Annotated in this window: 17 protein-coding genes; 11 read left to right on the top strand and 6 right to left on the bottom strand. The window is 74.5% G+C overall.

All coding sequences use genetic code 11. From position 1 onward, the window contains the following. Window positions 1-258: 258 nt before the first annotated feature. Genes ACK8GG_RS14185 through ACK8GG_RS14150 form a run of 8 tightly spaced genes read left to right on the top strand, consistent with a single transcriptional unit; the run spans window position 259 to window position 8,914 of the window. Window positions 259-1,986, top strand: coding sequence for an HAD-IIIA family hydrolase (locus tag ACK8GG_RS14185; RefSeq protein WP_440356514.1), 1,728 nt, complete (start codon window positions 259-261; stop codon window positions 1,984-1,986). Next, the gene (locus ACK8GG_RS14180; protein ID WP_440353765.1) at window positions 1,983-2,957 is read left to right on the top strand and encodes a glycosyltransferase; all 975 of its coding nucleotides are present in this window, start codon (window positions 1,983-1,985) and stop codon (window positions 2,955-2,957) included. Before ACK8GG_RS14185 ends, ACK8GG_RS14180 begins: the two co-directional genes overlap by 4 nt. Beyond that, window positions 2,942-4,159 carry a glycosyltransferase gene (locus ACK8GG_RS14175; protein WP_440356513.1) on the top strand — a complete coding sequence of 406 codons (1,218 nt, stop codon included), beginning with the start codon at window positions 2,942-2,944 and terminating at the stop codon, window positions 4,157-4,159. Before ACK8GG_RS14180 ends, ACK8GG_RS14175 begins: the two co-directional genes overlap by 16 nt. Beyond that, a complete protein-coding gene (locus ACK8GG_RS14170; RefSeq protein ID WP_440356512.1) occupies window positions 4,156-4,896 on the top strand; it encodes a D-sedoheptulose-7-phosphate isomerase in 741 nt (246 codons plus the stop codon). Before ACK8GG_RS14175 ends, ACK8GG_RS14170 begins: the two co-directional genes overlap by 4 nt. Then, window positions 4,893-6,326 carry a PfkB family carbohydrate kinase gene (locus ACK8GG_RS14165; protein WP_440353768.1) on the top strand — a complete coding sequence of 478 codons (1,434 nt, stop codon included), beginning with the start codon at window positions 4,893-4,895 and terminating at the stop codon, window positions 6,324-6,326. The genes ACK8GG_RS14170 and ACK8GG_RS14165 overlap by 4 nt, the downstream gene beginning before the upstream one ends. After that, window positions 6,323-7,006, top strand: a complete 684-nt coding sequence (locus ACK8GG_RS14160; RefSeq protein WP_440353769.1) for an SDR family oxidoreductase — start codon at window positions 6,323-6,325, stop codon at window positions 7,004-7,006. Before ACK8GG_RS14165 ends, ACK8GG_RS14160 begins: the two co-directional genes overlap by 4 nt. Beyond that, entirely contained in the window at window positions 7,003-7,950 is a 948-nt protein-coding gene (locus ACK8GG_RS14155) for a glycosyltransferase family 9 protein (RefSeq protein ID WP_440356511.1), read from the top strand. The genes ACK8GG_RS14160 and ACK8GG_RS14155 overlap by 4 nt, the downstream gene beginning before the upstream one ends. After that, window positions 7,931-8,914 (top strand): DNA topoisomerase IB, encoded by a 984-nt coding sequence (locus ACK8GG_RS14150; protein ID WP_440356510.1) that lies wholly within the window; start codon window positions 7,931-7,933, stop codon window positions 8,912-8,914. Before ACK8GG_RS14155 ends, ACK8GG_RS14150 begins: the two co-directional genes overlap by 20 nt. Before the next feature lie 45 nt (window positions 8,915-8,959). Here the strand turns inward: ACK8GG_RS14150 and ACK8GG_RS14145 are convergent, their stop codons facing one another. Continuing rightward, window positions 8,960-9,706: a TetR/AcrR family transcriptional regulator gene (locus ACK8GG_RS14145; RefSeq protein ID WP_440351779.1), complete on the bottom strand. Its 747-nt coding sequence runs from the start codon at window positions 9,704-9,706 to the stop codon at window positions 8,960-8,962. A 125-nt stretch (window positions 9,707-9,831) separates the two neighbouring features. Here ACK8GG_RS14145 and ACK8GG_RS14140 point away from each other — a divergent pair, with 125 nt between their 5' ends. Together ACK8GG_RS14140 and ACK8GG_RS14135 are read left to right on the top strand one after the other, a co-directional pair. Beyond that, window positions 9,832-10,785: an ATP-binding cassette domain-containing protein gene (locus ACK8GG_RS14140; RefSeq protein WP_440356509.1), complete on the top strand. Its 954-nt coding sequence runs from the start codon at window positions 9,832-9,834 to the stop codon at window positions 10,783-10,785. Beyond that, window positions 10,778-11,578 (top strand): ABC transporter permease, encoded by an 801-nt coding sequence (locus tag ACK8GG_RS14135; protein WP_440356508.1) that lies wholly within the window; start codon window positions 10,778-10,780, stop codon window positions 11,576-11,578. The genes ACK8GG_RS14140 and ACK8GG_RS14135 overlap by 8 nt, the downstream gene beginning before the upstream one ends. A gap of 63 nt (window positions 11,579-11,641) precedes the next feature. Here the strand turns inward: ACK8GG_RS14135 and ACK8GG_RS14130 are convergent, their stop codons facing one another. The 5 genes from ACK8GG_RS14130 to ACK8GG_RS14110 all read right to left on the bottom strand — a co-directional run bounded on the left by ACK8GG_RS14130 (window position 11,642) and on the right by ACK8GG_RS14110 (window position 15,417). Continuing rightward, entirely contained in the window at window positions 11,642-12,145 is a 504-nt protein-coding gene (locus tag ACK8GG_RS14130) for a hypothetical protein (RefSeq protein WP_440351782.1), read from the bottom strand. Window positions 12,146-12,225: 80 nt separating this feature from the next. Continuing rightward, entirely contained in the window at window positions 12,226-13,857 is a 1,632-nt protein-coding gene (locus ACK8GG_RS14125) for a RecQ family ATP-dependent DNA helicase (RefSeq protein WP_440353772.1), read from the bottom strand. Between the two features lie 58 nt (window positions 13,858-13,915). Further along, window positions 13,916-14,866: a TIGR03557 family F420-dependent LLM class oxidoreductase gene (locus tag ACK8GG_RS14120; protein ID WP_440351784.1), complete on the bottom strand. Its 951-nt coding sequence runs from the start codon at window positions 14,864-14,866 to the stop codon at window positions 13,916-13,918. An 87-nt stretch (window positions 14,867-14,953) separates the two neighbouring features. Then, window positions 14,954-15,079, bottom strand: a complete 126-nt coding sequence (locus ACK8GG_RS14115; protein ID WP_440351785.1) for a hypothetical protein — start codon at window positions 15,077-15,079, stop codon at window positions 14,954-14,956. Window positions 15,080-15,132: 53 nt separating this feature from the next. Then, window positions 15,133-15,417: a GNAT family N-acetyltransferase gene (locus tag ACK8GG_RS14110; protein WP_440356507.1), complete on the bottom strand. Its 285-nt coding sequence runs from the start codon at window positions 15,415-15,417 to the stop codon at window positions 15,133-15,135. Between the two features lie 174 nt (window positions 15,418-15,591). Here ACK8GG_RS14110 and ACK8GG_RS14105 point away from each other — a divergent pair, with 174 nt between their 5' ends. Next, on the top strand, window positions 15,592-16,005 hold the full coding sequence (locus tag ACK8GG_RS14105; RefSeq protein WP_440351787.1) for a DUF2267 domain-containing protein: 414 nt from the start codon (window positions 15,592-15,594) through the stop codon (window positions 16,003-16,005). Window positions 16,006-16,121 lie beyond the last annotated feature (116 nt).

Here is a 16,121-nt window from a genome sequence, read left to right as displayed (position 1 = left end):
CGAATCTTCCTTCCGGTGGTGACGCTACCCGTATCCGCCCATTCACGACGCGCAGCCCCTTCTGGGCCGGGCTCCGGCGGCGCTTCCCGAGCCGCGGGGCGGGCCCGCTACCCCGGCCCGGCCGGGCCAAACGAGCCGCAGCCGGTAGCGAGGGGCGTCACCGGTTAGCTTCTCGGGCCCGGCGGGTAACGGCTGAGGTGAGACCGGCCGATGCCGGAGCACGGCCCCGAGGCGCGCCCTGTGCCCCTCGGGATGATGATGTTTACTTCTCCTTCGCCCGGGAACGCGCCCGCCGTGTCGGGCGAGGACGAGGTGAGCGCGCGGGACCTCCACGCGACGGGTCGGTACGACCCGGCGCCGTCGGGGCGTGCGCGAGGGCTCTTCGACGCTGTCCTCTTCGACCGCGACGGCACCCTGGTGCACGACGTGCCGTACAACGGTGACCCGGCGGCCGTGCGACCGGTGCCGGGGGCCCGGGAGGCGCTGGACCGGGTGCGGCAGGCCGGGCTGCGCGTCGGGGTGGTCAGTAATCAGTCGGGCCTGGCCCGCGGCCTTTTCGGCCCGGAGGACCTGGCCCGCGTCAACGCCCGCGTTGCCGCACTGCTCGGCCCGATCGACACCTGGCAGATCTGCCCGCACGACGAGCAGGCGGGCTGTGACTGCCGCAAGCCCCGGCCGGCCCTCGTGCACGCCGCGGCCGCGGCCCTCGGCACCGTCGCCGCCCGCTGCGTTGTCGTCGGCGACATCGGCGCGGACATGGCCGCCGCCGGCGCGGCCGGCGCCGCCGGGGTGCTGGTCCCGACCCCGGTCACCCGCGCCGAGGAGATCGCCGCCGCGCCCGCCGTCGCCGCCGACCTGACCGGCGCGGTCGCGCTGATCCTGGAGCGGGAGCGGCTCTTCGGCGTCCGAACCCCGGACGACACCGCCCGGGCCGCCGGGCCGCGGCGCGGCGGCCGGGTGCTGGTGGCCCGGCCCGACTCCGCCGGCGACGTGTTCGTGACCGGACCGGCGATCCGAGCGGTCGCCGCCGGCGCGCGGCGGGTGGTGATGCTCTGCGGTCCCCGCGGGCGCTGCGCCGCGGAGCTGCTGCCCGGCGTGGACGAGATCATCGAGGCGCCGCTGCCCTGGATCGATCCCGATCCCCTCCCTGTGGACCGGGAGGGGATCGACCGCCTGGTGGATCAGCTGGCCGCGGCCGAGATCGACGAGGCGGTGCTCTTCACCTCGTTCCATCAGTCGGCACTGCCGCTGGCGCTGGCCCTGCGGATGGCCGGGGTGCCGCGGATCAGCGCCATCAGCGACGACTATCCCGGCTCGCTGCTCGACGTCCGCCACCGCCCGCCCGGGGGGATCCCCGAGGTGGAGCGGGCGCTGTCGCTCGCCGTCGCCGCCGGATACCCGCTGCCGGCGACCGACGAGCCGGTGCTGCGGCTGCGCGGTGACCTCACCCCACCACCGGAGACAGCCGAGATCGCCGACGGGTACGTGGTGGTCCACCCCGGATCGTCGGTGCCGGCCCGGGCCTGCCCGCCGGCGGTCTGCGGCCGGATCGTGGCCGCCCTGACCGAGGCCGGACACCGGGTCGTGGTCACCGGCGGACCGCAGGAGAAGGCGCTCTGCGCCGAGGTGGCCGCGGCGGGCGCGCTGGACCTCAGCGGCCGTACGGATCTTGCCGGGCTGGCCGGCGTCATCGCCCGCGCAGGCGCCCTGGTGGTCGGCAACACCGGCCCGGCCCACGTGGCGGCGGCGCTGGGGGTGCCGGTGGTCAGCCTCTTCGCCCCGACCGTCGGGTACGGGCAGTGGGGGCCGTACCGGGTGCCGGTCGTCCGGCTCGGCGACGCCACCGCGCCCTGCCGCGACACCCGGGTGACCACCTGCCCGGTCCCCGGACACCCCTGTCTGGCCTCGGTCGACCCGCAGCAGGTGGTCGAGGCGGTCGGACTGCTGGCCGCCGGGAAGGCCGCAGAGGGGAGTGCCGCCGGGTGAACATCCTGCTCTGGCACGTACACGGCTCCTGGACGACAGCGTTCGTCCACGGCCGCCACCGCTACCTGGTGCCGGTGCTGCCCGACCGCGGGCCGTACGGCCTGGGCCGGGCCCGGACCTACCCCTGGCCGGCGGCGGTGCAGGAGGTCACGCCGCAGGAGCTGTCCGGCGCGGAGGTGGACCTGGTGATCCTGCAACGGCCCGAGGAGTACGAGCTGGCCTGCCGCTGGCTCGGCCGCCGGCCGGGACGGGACCTGCCGGCGGTCTACGTCGAGCACAACACCCCGAAGGGGGATGTGCCGGCCAGCCGGCACCCGATGGCCGACCGCGACGACCTGCTCGTCGCCCACGTCACCGGCTTCAACCAGCTCTTCTGGGACACCGGCACCACCCGCACCACCGTGATCGACCACGGCATCGTCGCCCCGGGTGTGCGCTGGACAGGTGAGCTTGACCGGTTCGCCGTGGTGATCAACGAGCCGGTACGCCGCTGGCGGGTCACCGGCACGGACCTGCTGCCGCTCTTCGCCGAGATCGCCCCGCTGGACGTGTTCGGGATGGGCGTGGGCGGGCTCGGCGAGCGACTGGGGCTGCCGCCGGAGCGGCTCGCCACCCACGAGGACCTGCCGCAGGAGCGGATGCAGGCCGAGATCGCACGGCGCCGGGCGTACCTGCATCTGTGCCGCTGGACCTCGCTGGGGCTGAGCCTGATCGAGGCGATGGCGATCGGCATGCCGGTGGTGGTGCTCGCCGCAGCCGAGGCGGCGGTGGCGGTGCCGCCGGAGGCCGGGGTTGTCGGCACCCGCCTGGAGACGCTGTGCGACGGGGCCCGCCGCCTCGTCGCGGAGCCGGAGACCGCCCGCCGTCTCGGCGCCGCGGCCCGTCGGACCGCGGCGGACCGTTACGGCCTGGACCGGTTTCTCGCCGATTGGGACCGGGTGCTTGAGGAGGAGCTATGCGTATCGCGATGATCTCGGAGCACGCAAGTCCCCTGGCGGTGCTCGGCGGGGCCGACGCGGGCGGTCAGAACACCCACGTCGCCGAACTCTCCGCGGCGCTGGCAGCGGCCGGGCACGACGTACGCGTCTACACCCGCCGGGACTGCCCGGATCTGCCGACGGTGGTGCACACCGCGGACCGGGTCACCGTGGTCCATGTGCCGGCCGGGCCGGCCGAACCGGTGCCCAAGGACGATCTGCTGCCGCACATGCCGGCCTTCAGCCGGTGGTTGAGCACCCAGTGGCGTACCGGGTCCTGGGCGCCGCAGGTGGTGCACGCGCACTTCTGGATGAGTGGACTCGCCGGGCTGCCGGCAGCCCGGCTCGCGGGGGTGCCGGTGGTGCAGACCTACCACGCGCTGGGCACCGTCAAGCGGCGTCACCAGGGCGCGCAGGACACCAGCCCGGCGGGGCGCATCCGCGATGAGCGGGCCCTGGGCCAGGCGGTGGACCGGGTGGTGGCGCAGTGCCAGGACGAGGTGGGGGAGCTGATGCAGCTGGGGGTGCCGGCCCGGCAGTTGGCGGTTGTCCCCTCCGGGGTGAACCTGACCGCGTTCGGGCCGCTCGGGCCGGCCGAGCCCACCGCCGGACGCCCCCGGGTGCTGTCGGTGGGACGGCTGGTGGAGCGCAAGGGCTTCCAGGACCTGGTCCGGGCGATGGCCCTGGTGCCGCAGGCCGAGTGCGTGATCGTCGGTGGCCCGTCCGCCGCCGAGCTCGACTCCGACCCGCAGGCCCGCAGGCTGCGGGAGCTGGCCCGGCGCTGTGGCGTCGCCGACCGGGTACGGCTGGTCGGCGCCGTGCCCCGTCAGCAGATGGCCCGCTGGTACCGCTCGGCGGACCTGGTGGTCGCCTCCCCCTGGTACGAGCCGTTCGGGCTGACCCCGTTGGAGGCGATGGCCTGCGGCGTGCCCGTGGTCGCCACCGCGGTCGGCGGGATGATCGACACCGTCGCCGACGGTGTCACCGGCGATCTGGTGCCGGCCCGGGACCCGGTCGCGCTCGGCACCGCCGTCGCCGCGCTGCTCGCCGACCGGGCCCGCCGCTTCCGGTACGCCGCGGCAGCGGTGCGGCGGGTGCGGGAACGCTACTCCTGGCAGGGGGCGGCCGAACAGCTGGCCGAGGTCTACCGGGGGGTGGGTGTCGACGCTCCGACGCCGCGGGTGGTGGTCTCGTGACCGGCCGCATCGCCGTGCTGGACCGGCACCTGACCAGCCTGGCCGCCGCGCTGGTCCCGTTCCGTGACGCCGGCGACCGGCTGGCCCGCTGGGGTGACGAGATCGCCGGGCATCTCGCCGCCGGCGGGCGGCTGCTGGTCGCCGGCAACGGCGGCAGCGCCGCGGAGGCCCAGCATCTGGCGGCCGAACTCGTCGGCCGGCTGCGCGACGACCGCGCGCCGCTGTCGGCGATCGCGCTCAGCGCGGAGACCTCGTCGCTGACGGCGATCGCCAACGACTACGGCTTCGACGAGGTCTTCGCCCGTCAGGTGCGGGCCCACGGCCGGCCGGGCGACATCCTGCTGCTGCTCTCCACCAGTGGCGCCAGCCGCAACCTGCTCGCCGCGGCGCGCGCCGGGCGGGAGGAGGGGCTGCGCTGCTGGGCGCTGACCGGGCCGGAGCCGAACCCGCTGGCGGAGGTCTGCGCCGAGGTGGTGGCGGTTGCCGCCGACGATCCGCAGGTGGTCCAGGAGCTGCACCTGGTGTCGGCGCACGTGGTCTGTGAGCACGTGGACCTCGCCCTGCCGGCGGCGCTGGCGCTGGCCCGTTCCGCGAGGGGACGGGCCGGGGCGGCGACGGCGGGAGCCGCCGCCGGCGAGCCGGTCGAGCCGGTGCCCGTACAGGCGGGAGTCGAGGTGATGGTCGGCGGCGTGGACGCGCCGGCGCCGCAGGAGCCGACGGGAAGGAGCGCTCCGTGACCGGACCGCTGGTGGTGCTCGGCGACACTCTGCTCGACCGGGACGTCGAGGGGGTGGTCAACCGGCTCTGCCCGGACTCGCCGGTGCCGGTGCTCGACGAGATCGGTCATGTCGACCGTCCCGGCGGCGCGGGCCTGGCGGCGCTCTTCGCCGCGGCGCAGGGCGCCCAGGTGCAGCTGGTGACGGCGCTGGCCGACGACGCGCCCGCCGCCCGGCTCAGCTCCCTGCTGACCGCCGCCGGGGTGCAGGTCCACGCGCTCGGGCTGCCGGGAGCCACCCCGGAGAAGATCCGGCTGCGCGCCCGGGGGCGGGTGCTGCTGCGCCACGACCGGGGCGGGCCGGCGGCGGTGCCGGGGGAGCCGGGCGAGGCGGTCCTGGAGCTGATCGCCTCGGCGTCGGCGATCCTGGTCAGCGACTACGGTCGCGGCGTCGCCGCGCAGCCGGCGCTGCGGGCCGCGCTGGCGGCCACCGCCGCACCGGTGGTCTGGGATCCGCATCCGCGGGGTCCGGCCGCCGTCGACGGCGTGCACCTGGCCACCCCGAACGAGCCGGAGCTGCGGGACCTGACCGAGGCCCGGTCGCTGCGTCCCCGTCTGGCAGCGGCGGCCCGCAGCGCCCAGGAGCTGCGGCAGCGCTGGCGGGCCGGGGCGGTGGCGGTGACGCTCGGCGGTGACGGCGCGCTGCTCTGCCACGCCGGCTCCACTCCGCTGGTGGTGCCGGCCCCGCTGAGCGCCGACGGTGACACCTGCGGGGCGGGGGACCGTTTCGGGGTGGCCGCCGCGCTCGCCCTGGGGCAGGGCGCGCTGGTCTCCGAGGCGGTCGAGCGGGCGGTCGAGGAGGCGTCGCAGTACGTCGCGGCCGGCGGGGTCGCCGTCGCGTTGCCGCCGCCCGCGCCGCCGGTCGTGCAGCCGTACGAGGGGCGGGGCGCGGCCATCGGGGTGAGCGCGGCGGCGGAGGTGGTGGCGCGGGTACGGGCGGCCGGCGGCACGGTGGTGGCGACCGGTGGCTGCTTCGACCTGCTGCACGCCGGGCATCTGGGCACGCTGGAGGCGGCGCGCCGGCTCGGTGACTGCCTGGTTGTCTGCCTCAACTCCGACAGCAGTGTGGCCGCGCTGAAGGGGCCGCAGCGACCGGTGGTCAACCAGGCCGACCGGGCCAGGATGCTGGCGGCGCTCGGCTGTGTCGACGCGGTGGTCGTCTTCGACGAGGCCACGCCGCACGCGGTGCTGACCTGGCTGCGCCCCGACGTCTGGGTCAAGGGCGGCGACTACGCCACCGGTGGCGGGCACGACTCGTTGCCCGAGGCGGAGCTGCTCAAGCGCTGGGGCGGTCAGACGGTGGTGGTGCCGTACCTGGCGGGGCGCTCCACGACGGACATGATCGCGGCGGCCCGGCATGGGCGCCGCCTGAGCACGGAGGTGCCCGGATGAGCGGTGCGGCGGTGCTGGTCACCGGCGGTTCCAGCGGTCTCGGCGCGGCGGTGGTCGCGGCGCTGGTCAAGCGTGGCGACCGGCCGGTGGTGCTGGACCGGCAGGCGCCGGCCGACGGGGTGCCGTGGATCGAGTGCGACCTGGCCGACACCCGCGCCGCCGAGCGCGCCACCGCCGAGCTGGCGCAGCGCAGCGGCGGACTCCGGGGCGTGGTGACCGCCGCCGGGATGGATGTGCCGGGCGCGCTCGCCGACGTGCCGGCGCAGACCTGGGAGCGGATCGTCGCGGTGGATCTGCTCGCCACCGCGGCGGTGATCCGCGCGGCGTTGCCGGAGCTTGAGCGCAGCGGCGGCAGTGTGGTGACGGTCGCCTCCACCCTCGGTGTGAAGGCGGTCGCCGACGCCACCGCCTACTGCGCGGCCAAGTTCGGGGTGGTGGGCTTCACCCGGGCGCTGGCGGCCGAGCTGGCCGGCCGGGTCGGGGTGACCCTGCTGATCCCGGGCGGGATGCGGACCGCCTTCTTCGACGACCGGGACGAGCGCTACCGGCCCGGCCCGGACGCGGTGCTCAACGACCCGGCCGCCGTGGCGTCGGCGGTGCTCTTCGCGCTGGACCAGCCACCGGGCTGCGCGGTCCGGGAGATGGTTGTCTGCGCCGAGCGGGAGAGTTCCTACCCGTGATCCTGGTGTTGCGGGCGCTCGGGGTGGGGGACCTGGTCACGGCGGCGCCGGCGCTGCGCGGGCTGCGGCTGGCGTTTCCGCGGCGGCGGCTGGCGCTGGCCGCTCCGCTCTGGCTGGCGCCGCTGGCCGAGCTGATCGGCGGCATCGACGAGGTGGTGCCGACCGCCGCGCTGACGGGTCCAGCGCCGGCCTGCACGCCGGCGCTGGCGGTGAACCTGCACGGGCGGGGACCCGAGTCGCACCTGCTGCTGCGCGCGACCGGCCCCGGCCACCTCTGGGGTTTTCACTGCCCGCAGGCCGAACACCTCGACGGCCCGGTCTGGGACCCCGAGGAGCACGAGGTGCGGCGCTGGTGCCGGCTGCTGGGCTGGTACGGCGTAGATGCCGACCCGGAGGATCTCGCGCTGCGCCGGCCGGTGCCGGACCAGGTGCCGGTCGGGGTGACGGTGGTGCACCCCGGCACCAAGGAGCCGGCGAAGCGCCCGCCCGCGTCGCTCTTCGCCGAGGTCGCCGCGGAGCTGCACCGCCGGGGACATCACGTGGTGGTGACCGGCTCGGCGGCGGAGCGGGACCTGGCGGAGCGGGTGGCCCGCGACGCCGGGCTGCCACCGACGGCGGTGCTGGCCGGGCGTACCACCCTGACCGATCTCGCCGCGCTGGTGGCGCACGCGCGGCTGGTGGTCGGACCCGACACGGGTGTGGCCCATCTGGCCACCGCGTACGGCACCCCGTCGGTGGTCATCTTCGGCCCGGTCCCGGCTCGTCACTGGGGGCCGCCCGCGCACCGCCGGGAGCACCGTGTGCTGGAGGGGGACCGGTATCAAACGCCGCCGGACGGGGTAGGAGCCGAACCGTTCGGCGGTCCGGCCCCGGGCGAGGTGCTGGCCGCGGTCGACGAGGTCGAAGAGGCGGTACGGGTCAGAGGTGCGGTTGCGACGGGTTGACGTCAACAAGCCGGGCTACGGCCGGCGGCGGCGCGGGCGTGGGGTGAGCTTTCTCGACACCGACGGCCGGCCGCTGCGCGACCCGGACGAGCTCGCCCGCTGCCGGGATCTGGTGATCCCGCCGGCCTGGCAGCAGGTGTGGATCTGCCCGCATCCGGCCGGGCACATCCAGGCCACCGGCGTCGACGCGGCCGGGCGCAAGCAGTACCTCTACCACCCGCAGTGGCGTGCCCGGCGCGACGCGGCCAAGTTCGACCATCTGCTCGAGGTCGCGCACCGGCTGCCGGAGTTGCGTGAACGCACCGGGGCGGACCTGCGGCGCCGGGGCCTGGACCGGGAGCGGGTGCTCGCCACGGTCGCCTGCCTGCTGGACCTGGGGATGTTCCGGGTCGGCAGCGACCAGTACGCCACCGGCGACGATCCGACCTTCGGCGTGGCGACCCTGCGACCGGACCATGTCCGTCCCGGCCGGGGCTGCGTGGTCTTCGCCTTTCCGGCCAAGGGCGGGATCGAGCAGATTCGCCGGATCAGCGATCCGCGGCTCTGCGAGGTGCTCCGCCGGCTGCGCCGGCGGCGCAGCGACGCCGAGCGGCTCTTCGGCTTCTGGGACGGCCGGCAGTGGCGTGACGTGCGCAGCGACGACGTCAACGACTATCTGCGCGAGGCGAGCGGCGGCGAGATGACCGCGAAGGACTTCCGTACCTGGCACGCCACGGTGCTCGCGGCGGTCGAGCTGGCGTGCGCGCCGCCGCAGCGCTCGCCCACCGGGCGCCGCCGGGTGGTGACCGCGGCGATGCGGGAGGTGGCGGAGCTGCTGGGGAACACCCCGACGGTGGCCCGGGCCTCCTACGTCGATCCCCGGGTGGTGGACCGCTACCACGAGGGGATCGTGGTCGACGCCGACCGGGACACCCCGCAGGAGGAGACCGAGCGGGCCGTACGGGAGCTGCTCGCCGAGGATTAGCCCTCAGGTGGGCGGGCCCGATCGGCGCCGGCCGGGGTGCGACGGCTACCCGGTGCGGCGCTGCTCGATCAGGACGGCGACGCCGTCGAGGATACGGTCGAGGCCGAAGGCGAAGTCGGCGTCGGCCTGCTCCGGCGCCTCCTCGGCGAGGTGCCCGATGAGCTCCCGCAGGGCCGGGAAGGGGCCGGTGGCGGTGAGCATCGCCAGCTGCTGCCAGTAGCGGTTCTCGGCCTCCTGCCCGGTCTCGCCCGCTGCCTCGGCGGCGGCATTCATGTCCGCGGTGAGCGAGGCCCACTCGCGGGCGTGGTTGCTCAGGAGCGTGATCGTGGAGAGCTGCTCCAGCCCGCGCAGCCCGGTGTCGCGCAGGGAGGCCAGGCCGGTCTCCATCCAGGCGACGCTCTGCGGGGTGATCGGTGGGCCGGTGACGGGCACCTGCCGCACCCAGGGGTGCCGCCGCAGCGCCTCCAGCAGCGCCCGGGCCCAGCGCTCCAGCGCGGGACGCCACTGCTCGTCGGGGGCCCGGGGTGCCGGTGGTGGCCCGGGGGCGACGTCGATCATCAGGGTCAGCAGGTCCGACTTGGCGGGCACGTACCGGTACAGCGACATGGTCGCCACGCCGAGTTCGCCGGCGACGCGCGACATCGAGACGGCCGCGAGGCCGTCGGCGTCGGCGACCGCGATGGCCGCGGTGACGATCCGGTCGAGGGTCAGGCTGGGCCGGGGTCCGCGGCCCGGGCGGGTACGCAGTCCCCAGGCCAGCGCCAGGCTGTCGGGCAGTTCTGTCTCGTTCACGTCGGTCATCGTCTCGCCGCCCCAATTCCGCTTGACCCCCATCCTAGTCTCTGCGTACGCTGCACGCAGTTAAGCGTATGGCATACGCAGTTGCGTGTATGGCGTACGCAGTTGAGGGGGAGAGCATGCAACCAGCGATCGAGACGATCGGGCTCGGCAAGTCGTACGGCGGGGTGCCGGTGCTCAAGGCGGTCGACCTGCGGGTGCCGCGCGGCGAGGTCTTCGCCCTGCTCGGCCCGAACGGGTCCGGCAAGACCACCACGGTGCGGATCCTGTGCACCCTGCTGCGGGCCGATCACGGCACCGCCCGGGTCGCCGGGCTGGACGTGACCACCCAGTACCACGCCGTACGCCGGCGGATCAGCCTCGCGGGGCAGCACACCGCACTCGACGACCGGCAGACCGGAGCCGAGAACCTGCGCATGATGGCCCGCCTCGCCGGTCTCTCCCGCGCCGACGCGGGGCGCCGCGCCGACCGGCTGCTGGCGCGCTTCGACCTCACCGGCGCCGCCGACCGGTACGTCGTGACCTACTCCGGCGGCATGCGCCGACGGCTCGACCTGGCCGCGGCGCTGGTCGCCGAGTCCGAAGTGGTCTTTCTCGACGAGCCGACCACCGGACTCGACCCGCGCAGCCGCCAGGAGCTCTGGCAGGTCGTCGCCGACCTCGCCGGCGACGGGGTGACCGTCCTGCTGACCACCCAGTATCTGGAGGAGGCCGACCGGCTCGCCGACCGTATCGCGCTGCTCGACGGCGGCCGGGTCGTCGCCGAGGGGACCGCCGCCGAACTCAAACGCCGCGTCGGCGACGAGCGGCTCCTGCTGACGATGACCGACCCGGCGAGCCACGCCGAGGCGCGCCGACGGCTCGGCGACCGCGTGACGGCCGACGAGCCGCAGCGGCTCACCCTCGCCGTCGCCACCGACGGCAGCGCCCCGCAGCTGCGGCGTCTTCTCGACGAAGCCGACCCGCAGGGGCGGGGGATCAGCCGGTTCGAGGTCCGCGCCGCCACTCTCGACGACGTCTTCCTGGCGCTCACCGGCGTCACCCACCGTGAAACGGAGACCGCCGATGTCTGACCTCGCGATTCCCGCCCGTGCCGGCTCCCCGGGCCTGCGCCGCGGTCGGGGCGCCGAGTTCGCCGTCATGGCCGGCCGCTGCGTACGCCTCTCCCGGCGCAACATCGACGCGCTCCTGACAGCGCTGATGCTGCCGGTGCTGCTGATGCTGATCTTCGTCTACCTCTTCGGCGGGGCGATCTCCAGCCGGGAGGCCTACGTGACGTACGTCGTGCCCGGCGTGCTGCTGCTCTGCACCGGGTACGGCGCGGCCACCACAGCGGTGGCGGTCAGCAGCGACCTGACCGAGGGAACGGTGGAGCGCTTCCGCTCCATGGACGTCTCCGCCTGGGCGATCCTGGGCGGGCACGTCGTGGCCAGCGTCGCCCGCAACGCCGTCGCGACGCTGCTGGTGCTGGCGGTGGCGGTGGCGATCGGTTTCCGGCCCGCGGCCTCGCCGGCGCGGGCGGTGGCCGCCGCCGGCGTCCTGCTGCTCTTCGTGCTCGCCATGAGCTGGTTGTCGGCGGCGGTGGGGCTGCTCGCCTCCGGCCCCGAGGCCGCCAGTGGCTTCACCTTCGCGGTGATGTTCCTGCCCTACGCCAGCAGTGCCTTCGTGCCGGTGGAGACGATGCCCGGCTGGATCCAGGGTTTCGCGCGGCACCAACCGGTGACCCCGGTGATCGAGACACTGCGCGGCCTGCTGCTCGACGCCCCCACCGGCGCTGCGCCACTGTGGGCGGTGGCCTGGTGCCTGTTGCTCCTGGCGGCCTCGGTGCTCGCCTCGGTCCTGCTCTTGCGCCGCCGGGTCTGCTGACCGGTCCCATGCGACGGGGGCGGGTCGCCGAAGCGGCCCGCCCCCGTTCTCGACAGAAGCGGCTCAGCCGGTCAGGACCTCGGAGAGCCGGTCGCGGAAGCGCCGCTCCGACGGGCTGACGGCGTCCCCGCCGAGACCCAGGATCCCGCCGGTGCTCGCCGCGTTCACCACGTTCTCGGCGATCTTCACCAGCCAGTGCCGGTACGCGCCGGCCTCGCCCTCGTCGACCTTCTCGGTCAGGAGCCGGGACGCCTTGTACGCCCGGTTGAGCACATCCTCGATCATCGCCGCCGGGTCGGCCGGCTCGATCACCGGCAGCTCCTCACCGGCCTCCGGGTCGCCGACGCGGCTGACCAGTTCGGTCGCGATGGCGGCCACGAGTGGGTTGGCGGCCTCCCGGCCGGCGGAGATGGTCTCCAGGCCGGCGGCGTTCTCGGCCATCGTCCGGCGGGTGCCGTCGGACTCGGCGGCGCTGGCCGCGGTCAGCACCGACTGCGGCAGGCCGACCAGCAGCCCCCATTCCTCGTCGGAGAAACCGAACCGGGAGTATGCCGGCTGTTCGATCACGGACCGTGCCCCTTCCATCGTTCGTGCGTTCTGGCCCTCAGGCCGGCCCGTACCACCAACCGGTGTGGACCGTGCCCAGGCTAGTTGAGCGACAACAACCCCTGCTCGTTCACCACGGGCACCGACAGGGTTTTGTACCCGACCTCGTCGAAGAGGACGGTCATCCGGTCCTCCTCGTAGTTCAGCACCAGCCCGGCGCCCCACTCGGCGTGCTGCACCTGGCTGTGCACCGGGAACGGTTCGTCGCCGTCACCGGCGGGGACGGCGAGCCCGGCGTGGCAGTTGTCGCAGTGCCCGCAGGTCCCGGTCATCTGCTCACCGAAGTACGCCAGCAGGGACTGGCTGCGGCAACCCTGGGTCTCGGCGAAGGCCCGCATCATGTCGGTACGGGAGCGCTGCACCGCCTGGCGGCGCTCCGCCTCGGCCAGCGCGGCCTGCGCCGCCTCGGTCGGCTCCGGGGCGTAGCGGGGGCTGCCGATGCGCTGGCGGCTGCGCATCTGCGCGGCGCCGACCTGTTCCAGCAGGGCCAGCAGCTGACCCAGCCGCCGTGCGCTGAGCCCGCTGCGCTCGCGTAGCTGCTTGCGGGTCGCCGGCTCGTGGCGAAGCAGCGCGGCAAGGTCGCGCAGCTGGCCGAAGTCGGGCAGCCCGCCGGTGAAGAAGCGCTGCAACCCGACGTCCTCGGCCTGCCAGAGCAGCAGCACCCGGGCCGGGTTGCCGTCGCGGCCGGCGCGCCCGATCTCCTGGAAGTAGCTGTCCGGGGAGTCCGGCAGCGCCATGTGGGCCACCCACGCGATGCCGGGCTTGTCGATGCCCATGCCGAACGCCGAGGTCGCCACCATGATCGGCACCTGGTCGGCGAGGAACGCCTCGTGCAGCTCGTGGCGCGCCCCCCGCGGCATGCCGCCGTGGTAGTACCGCGCCGCGAACCCGGCGCCGTCGAGGCGCTCGGTCAGCTCCTCACAGGAGCGCCGGGTCGGCACGTAGATGATGCCGGGGCGGTTGTCCTCGCGCAGCAGGGCCACCAGGCGGCGCCAGCGGTAGTCCTCGGTCGGGCAGTGCGCCACCTCGAGGAAGAGGTTGGGCCGGTCCAGCCCGGAGACCACCACCTCCGGGTCGTCCAGGCCGAGCCGGCAGATGATGTCCTCGCGGACCGGCGGGGAGGCCGTCGCGGTCAGCGCCACCACCGGCGGCCGGCCGATCGCCTTGATCAGGTGCCCGAGGGCCAGGTAGTCGGGGCGGAAGTCGTGCCCCCAGGCGGAGATGCAGTGCGCCTCGTCGATCGCCATCAGCGCCGGGGACAGGTCGCGGATCTCGGCCTGCCGGTCAGGGTTGCTCAGCTGCTCGGGGGTGATGAAGAGGAACTCGGCCCGTCCGCTGCGGACCTCCTCCAGCGCCTCGGCCTGCTGCGCCGGGGTCTCGTCGGAGCTGATCCGCACCGCCCGCAGCTCGGGCCGGTCGCGCTCGTTGAGCGAGGCGATCTGGTCCTGCTGCAGGGCCAGCAGCGGCGAGATCACGACGGTCGGGCCGGGGATCAGGCTCGCCGGGATCTGGTAGATCGCCGACTTGCCGGCTCCGGTGGGGAGCACCACCAGGGCATCGCGCCGTTTCATCACCGCCCGCATGGCGGCGAGCTGATTGGGGCGCAGGGAACGCCAGTCGAACAGCTCGCGCGCCGCGCGGCGGATCTCGCTGGTGTGATCGGTTGTTTTCATCGGAGCCCGGAGGTACCCGCGCCGGTCGACGCCGAAACAGCGTCTCCCTGCCGGTGGCCTACCGCACGCGCGGGAGCACCTCGCGGGCGTAGAGGTCGAACAGCGCCTCGTAGTGCGGGCCGGTGTTGGCGACGTAGACCTCGTCGAAACCGGCCTCGGCGAAGCGGCCGATCATCTCGACATGCGCCTCGGCGTCCCGGCCGCAGACGAACGCCTCCTTGAGCATCTCCGGCCGCACCAGCTCCGCGGCCTGCTCGAAGTGCCGGGGGGAGGGCAGCACCTGGGAGAGCTCACCGGGCACCCCGGCGTTGGGCCACTTCTCGTACGCGATCTGCGCGCCGGCCTCCTCCGTCTCGGCGTACGCCGCCTTGAAGCTGCCCTGGCAGGGCTTGTCGCCGCCGCCGTTGTCCCGGAAACGCCGGACCATCTCGGCGTCGGGCATGGTGCTGATGTACCCGTCGCCGATGCGGGCGGCCAGGTCGATCGCCTTCGGCCCGAACCCGGAGACGTAGATCGGCGGGGGCGCCTCGGGCAGCGTGTAGATGCGCGCCTGCTCCACTGTGTAGTGCGTGCCCCGGTGGTGGACGAACTCACCCTTCCAGAGCTTGCGCATCACCTCGACGGACTCCTCCAGCATTTCCAGCCGTACCGAGGCGGCCGGCCACGCGTCGCCGAAGATGTGCTCGTTGAGCGCCTCGCCGCTGCCGATGCCGAGCACGAAACGCCCCTCGTGCAGCACCGCCGTGGTCGCCGCGGCCTGGGCGATCACGGCCGGGTGGATGCGGATCGTGGGACAGGTGACCGCGGTGGTCACCGGCAGCCGGCAGACCTGGCTGAGTGCCCCGAGCATCGACCAGACGAACGGGCTCTGCCCCTGCGCGTCCACCCACGGGTGGTAGTGGTCGGAGATCCAGAGCGCGTCGAAGCCGGCCCGCTCGGCGCCACGCGCCTGCTCGAGCAGCTGCTGCGGGGGGTACTCCTCGCTGGACAACATGTAGCCGATGCGCATGTCAGCCTCCTCGTCGGGCGAACCCGTCAGCGCGCACGTTGCGGGGGACAACGACCCGTTACCCGGCAGCGGGCGCGCCATGCCCGCTCAACGGCCGCCCTTGCCGAACATGGACCGGATCGCGGCGAGCAGCAGCAGCCCGCCGAGGACCACGCCGACCAGGCGGACACCGGGGATCTCGGTCCAGGGGATTTCCTCGCTCACCCAGTTCATCTGCGCACTGTCGCACGCGCGGGACAGCGACGGCACCCGTGCTCAGCTGTCGGTCAGCCGGCGATCAGGTCCTGGTACTGCGGGTGCCGCTGCACGTAAGCGGCGATGAAGGCGCATTCGGCGACGATCCGCTCGCCGCGTTGCCGCAGCTGATCGAGCGCGCCGCGGGCCAGCGCCGAACCGACCCCCTTGTCCTGAAAGTCGGCGCCGACCTCGGTGTGGGTGAGGACGAGGGTGCCGTCCCGCAGCTCATAGTCCGCCACGCCCGCGAGGGTGCCGTCGATGAGGATCTCGAAGCGCCGCCGGGCTGGATCGTCCTGCACGATGGTGTTGGTCATCGCCTCATTCTCACCGCTTCGGCCTCCGCGCGGGGCGCCCCTGTGACTCCCGGTGCGACGTGTACCGCGGCGGCTGCCGGGAACGCTCATCGGGAGCCGTCAGACCCGCGTGAGCGGTGGGCACGGGCGTACCCGTCCGCCGGCCGCCGCCAAAGGGTACGGAGGGGGACGACGATGCAGTACGACGATTTCGTGGGCCAGGTGCAGGCGAGGGCCCGGTTGGCGAACTCCGGTCAGTCGGCCGCGGCGATCCGTGGCACGCTGGAGACGCTCGGCGAGCGGATTCCCGACGGGCTGGCGGAGAACATCGCCGCGCAGCTGCCGCGGGAGATCGGGGAGCCGCTGCGCCGTACGGTCTCGATGGTCGACGTCGGCACCGGTGAGCGGTTCGACATGGCCGAGTTCGTCTCGCGGGTCTCCGCGCGTACGGGGATGGACCAGCCTCAGGCGCTCTACGCCGCCCGTGCGGTGCTGGAGGTGACCGACGAGGCCACCCAGGGCGGGATCATGGACCGGTTGCGCGAGAGCCTGCCGGATGATCTGACCGTGCTCAGCGAGTCCGGCAGCCGCGGCCGGCTGCGAGAGTGACCGAACCCGCAGTGCGTCGCGGGGGGCCCCCCGGTAGCCGGGGGGCCGGGCCCCCGAGGTAGGTGGGGGGGCCGGGCGTGGCGGGGGGGGGGGGGCGGCGGGGGGGGGGGGGGGGG

It is taken from the genome of Melissospora conviva, assembly GCF_049523535.1.
GTDB lineage: Bacteria > Actinomycetota > Actinomycetes > Mycobacteriales > Micromonosporaceae > Melissospora > Melissospora conviva.
The sequence above is the reverse complement of the archived record's forward strand: the minus strand, read 5'-3'. Positions and strand labels throughout refer to the sequence as shown.

What these genes read in the sequence shown, in the direction of transcription:
- ACK8GG_RS14120 (WP_440351784.1), bottom strand. Translation starts at nt 14,866, where the DNA reads ATGCGCATCGGCTACATGTTGTCCAGCGAGGAGTACCCCCCGCAGCAG.
- ACK8GG_RS14160 (WP_440353769.1), top strand. Translation starts at nt 6,323, where the DNA reads ATGAGCGGTGCGGCGGTGCTGGTCACCGGCGGTTCCAGCGGTCTCGGC.
- ACK8GG_RS14140 (WP_440356509.1), top strand. Translation starts at nt 9,832, where the DNA reads ATGCAACCAGCGATCGAGACGATCGGGCTCGGCAAGTCGTACGGCGGG.
- ACK8GG_RS14135 (WP_440356508.1), top strand. Translation starts at nt 10,778, where the DNA reads ATGTCTGACCTCGCGATTCCCGCCCGTGCCGGCTCCCCGGGCCTGCGC.
- ACK8GG_RS14105 (WP_440351787.1), top strand. Translation starts at nt 15,592, where the DNA reads ATGCAGTACGACGATTTCGTGGGCCAGGTGCAGGCGAGGGCCCGGTTG.
- ACK8GG_RS14175 (WP_440356513.1), top strand. Translation starts at nt 2,942, where the DNA reads ATGCGTATCGCGATGATCTCGGAGCACGCAAGTCCCCTGGCGGTGCTC.
- ACK8GG_RS14110 (WP_440356507.1), bottom strand. Translation starts at nt 15,417, where the DNA reads ATGACCAACACCATCGTGCAGGACGATCCAGCCCGGCGGCGCTTCGAG.
- ACK8GG_RS14185 (WP_440356514.1), top strand. Translation starts at nt 259, where the DNA reads ATGTTTACTTCTCCTTCGCCCGGGAACGCGCCCGCCGTGTCGGGCGAG.
- ACK8GG_RS14115 (WP_440351785.1), bottom strand. Translation starts at nt 15,079, where the DNA reads ATGAACTGGGTGAGCGAGGAAATCCCCTGGACCGAGATCCCCGGTGTC.
- ACK8GG_RS14125 (WP_440353772.1), bottom strand. Translation starts at nt 13,857, where the DNA reads ATGAAAACAACCGATCACACCAGCGAGATCCGCCGCGCGGCGCGCGAG.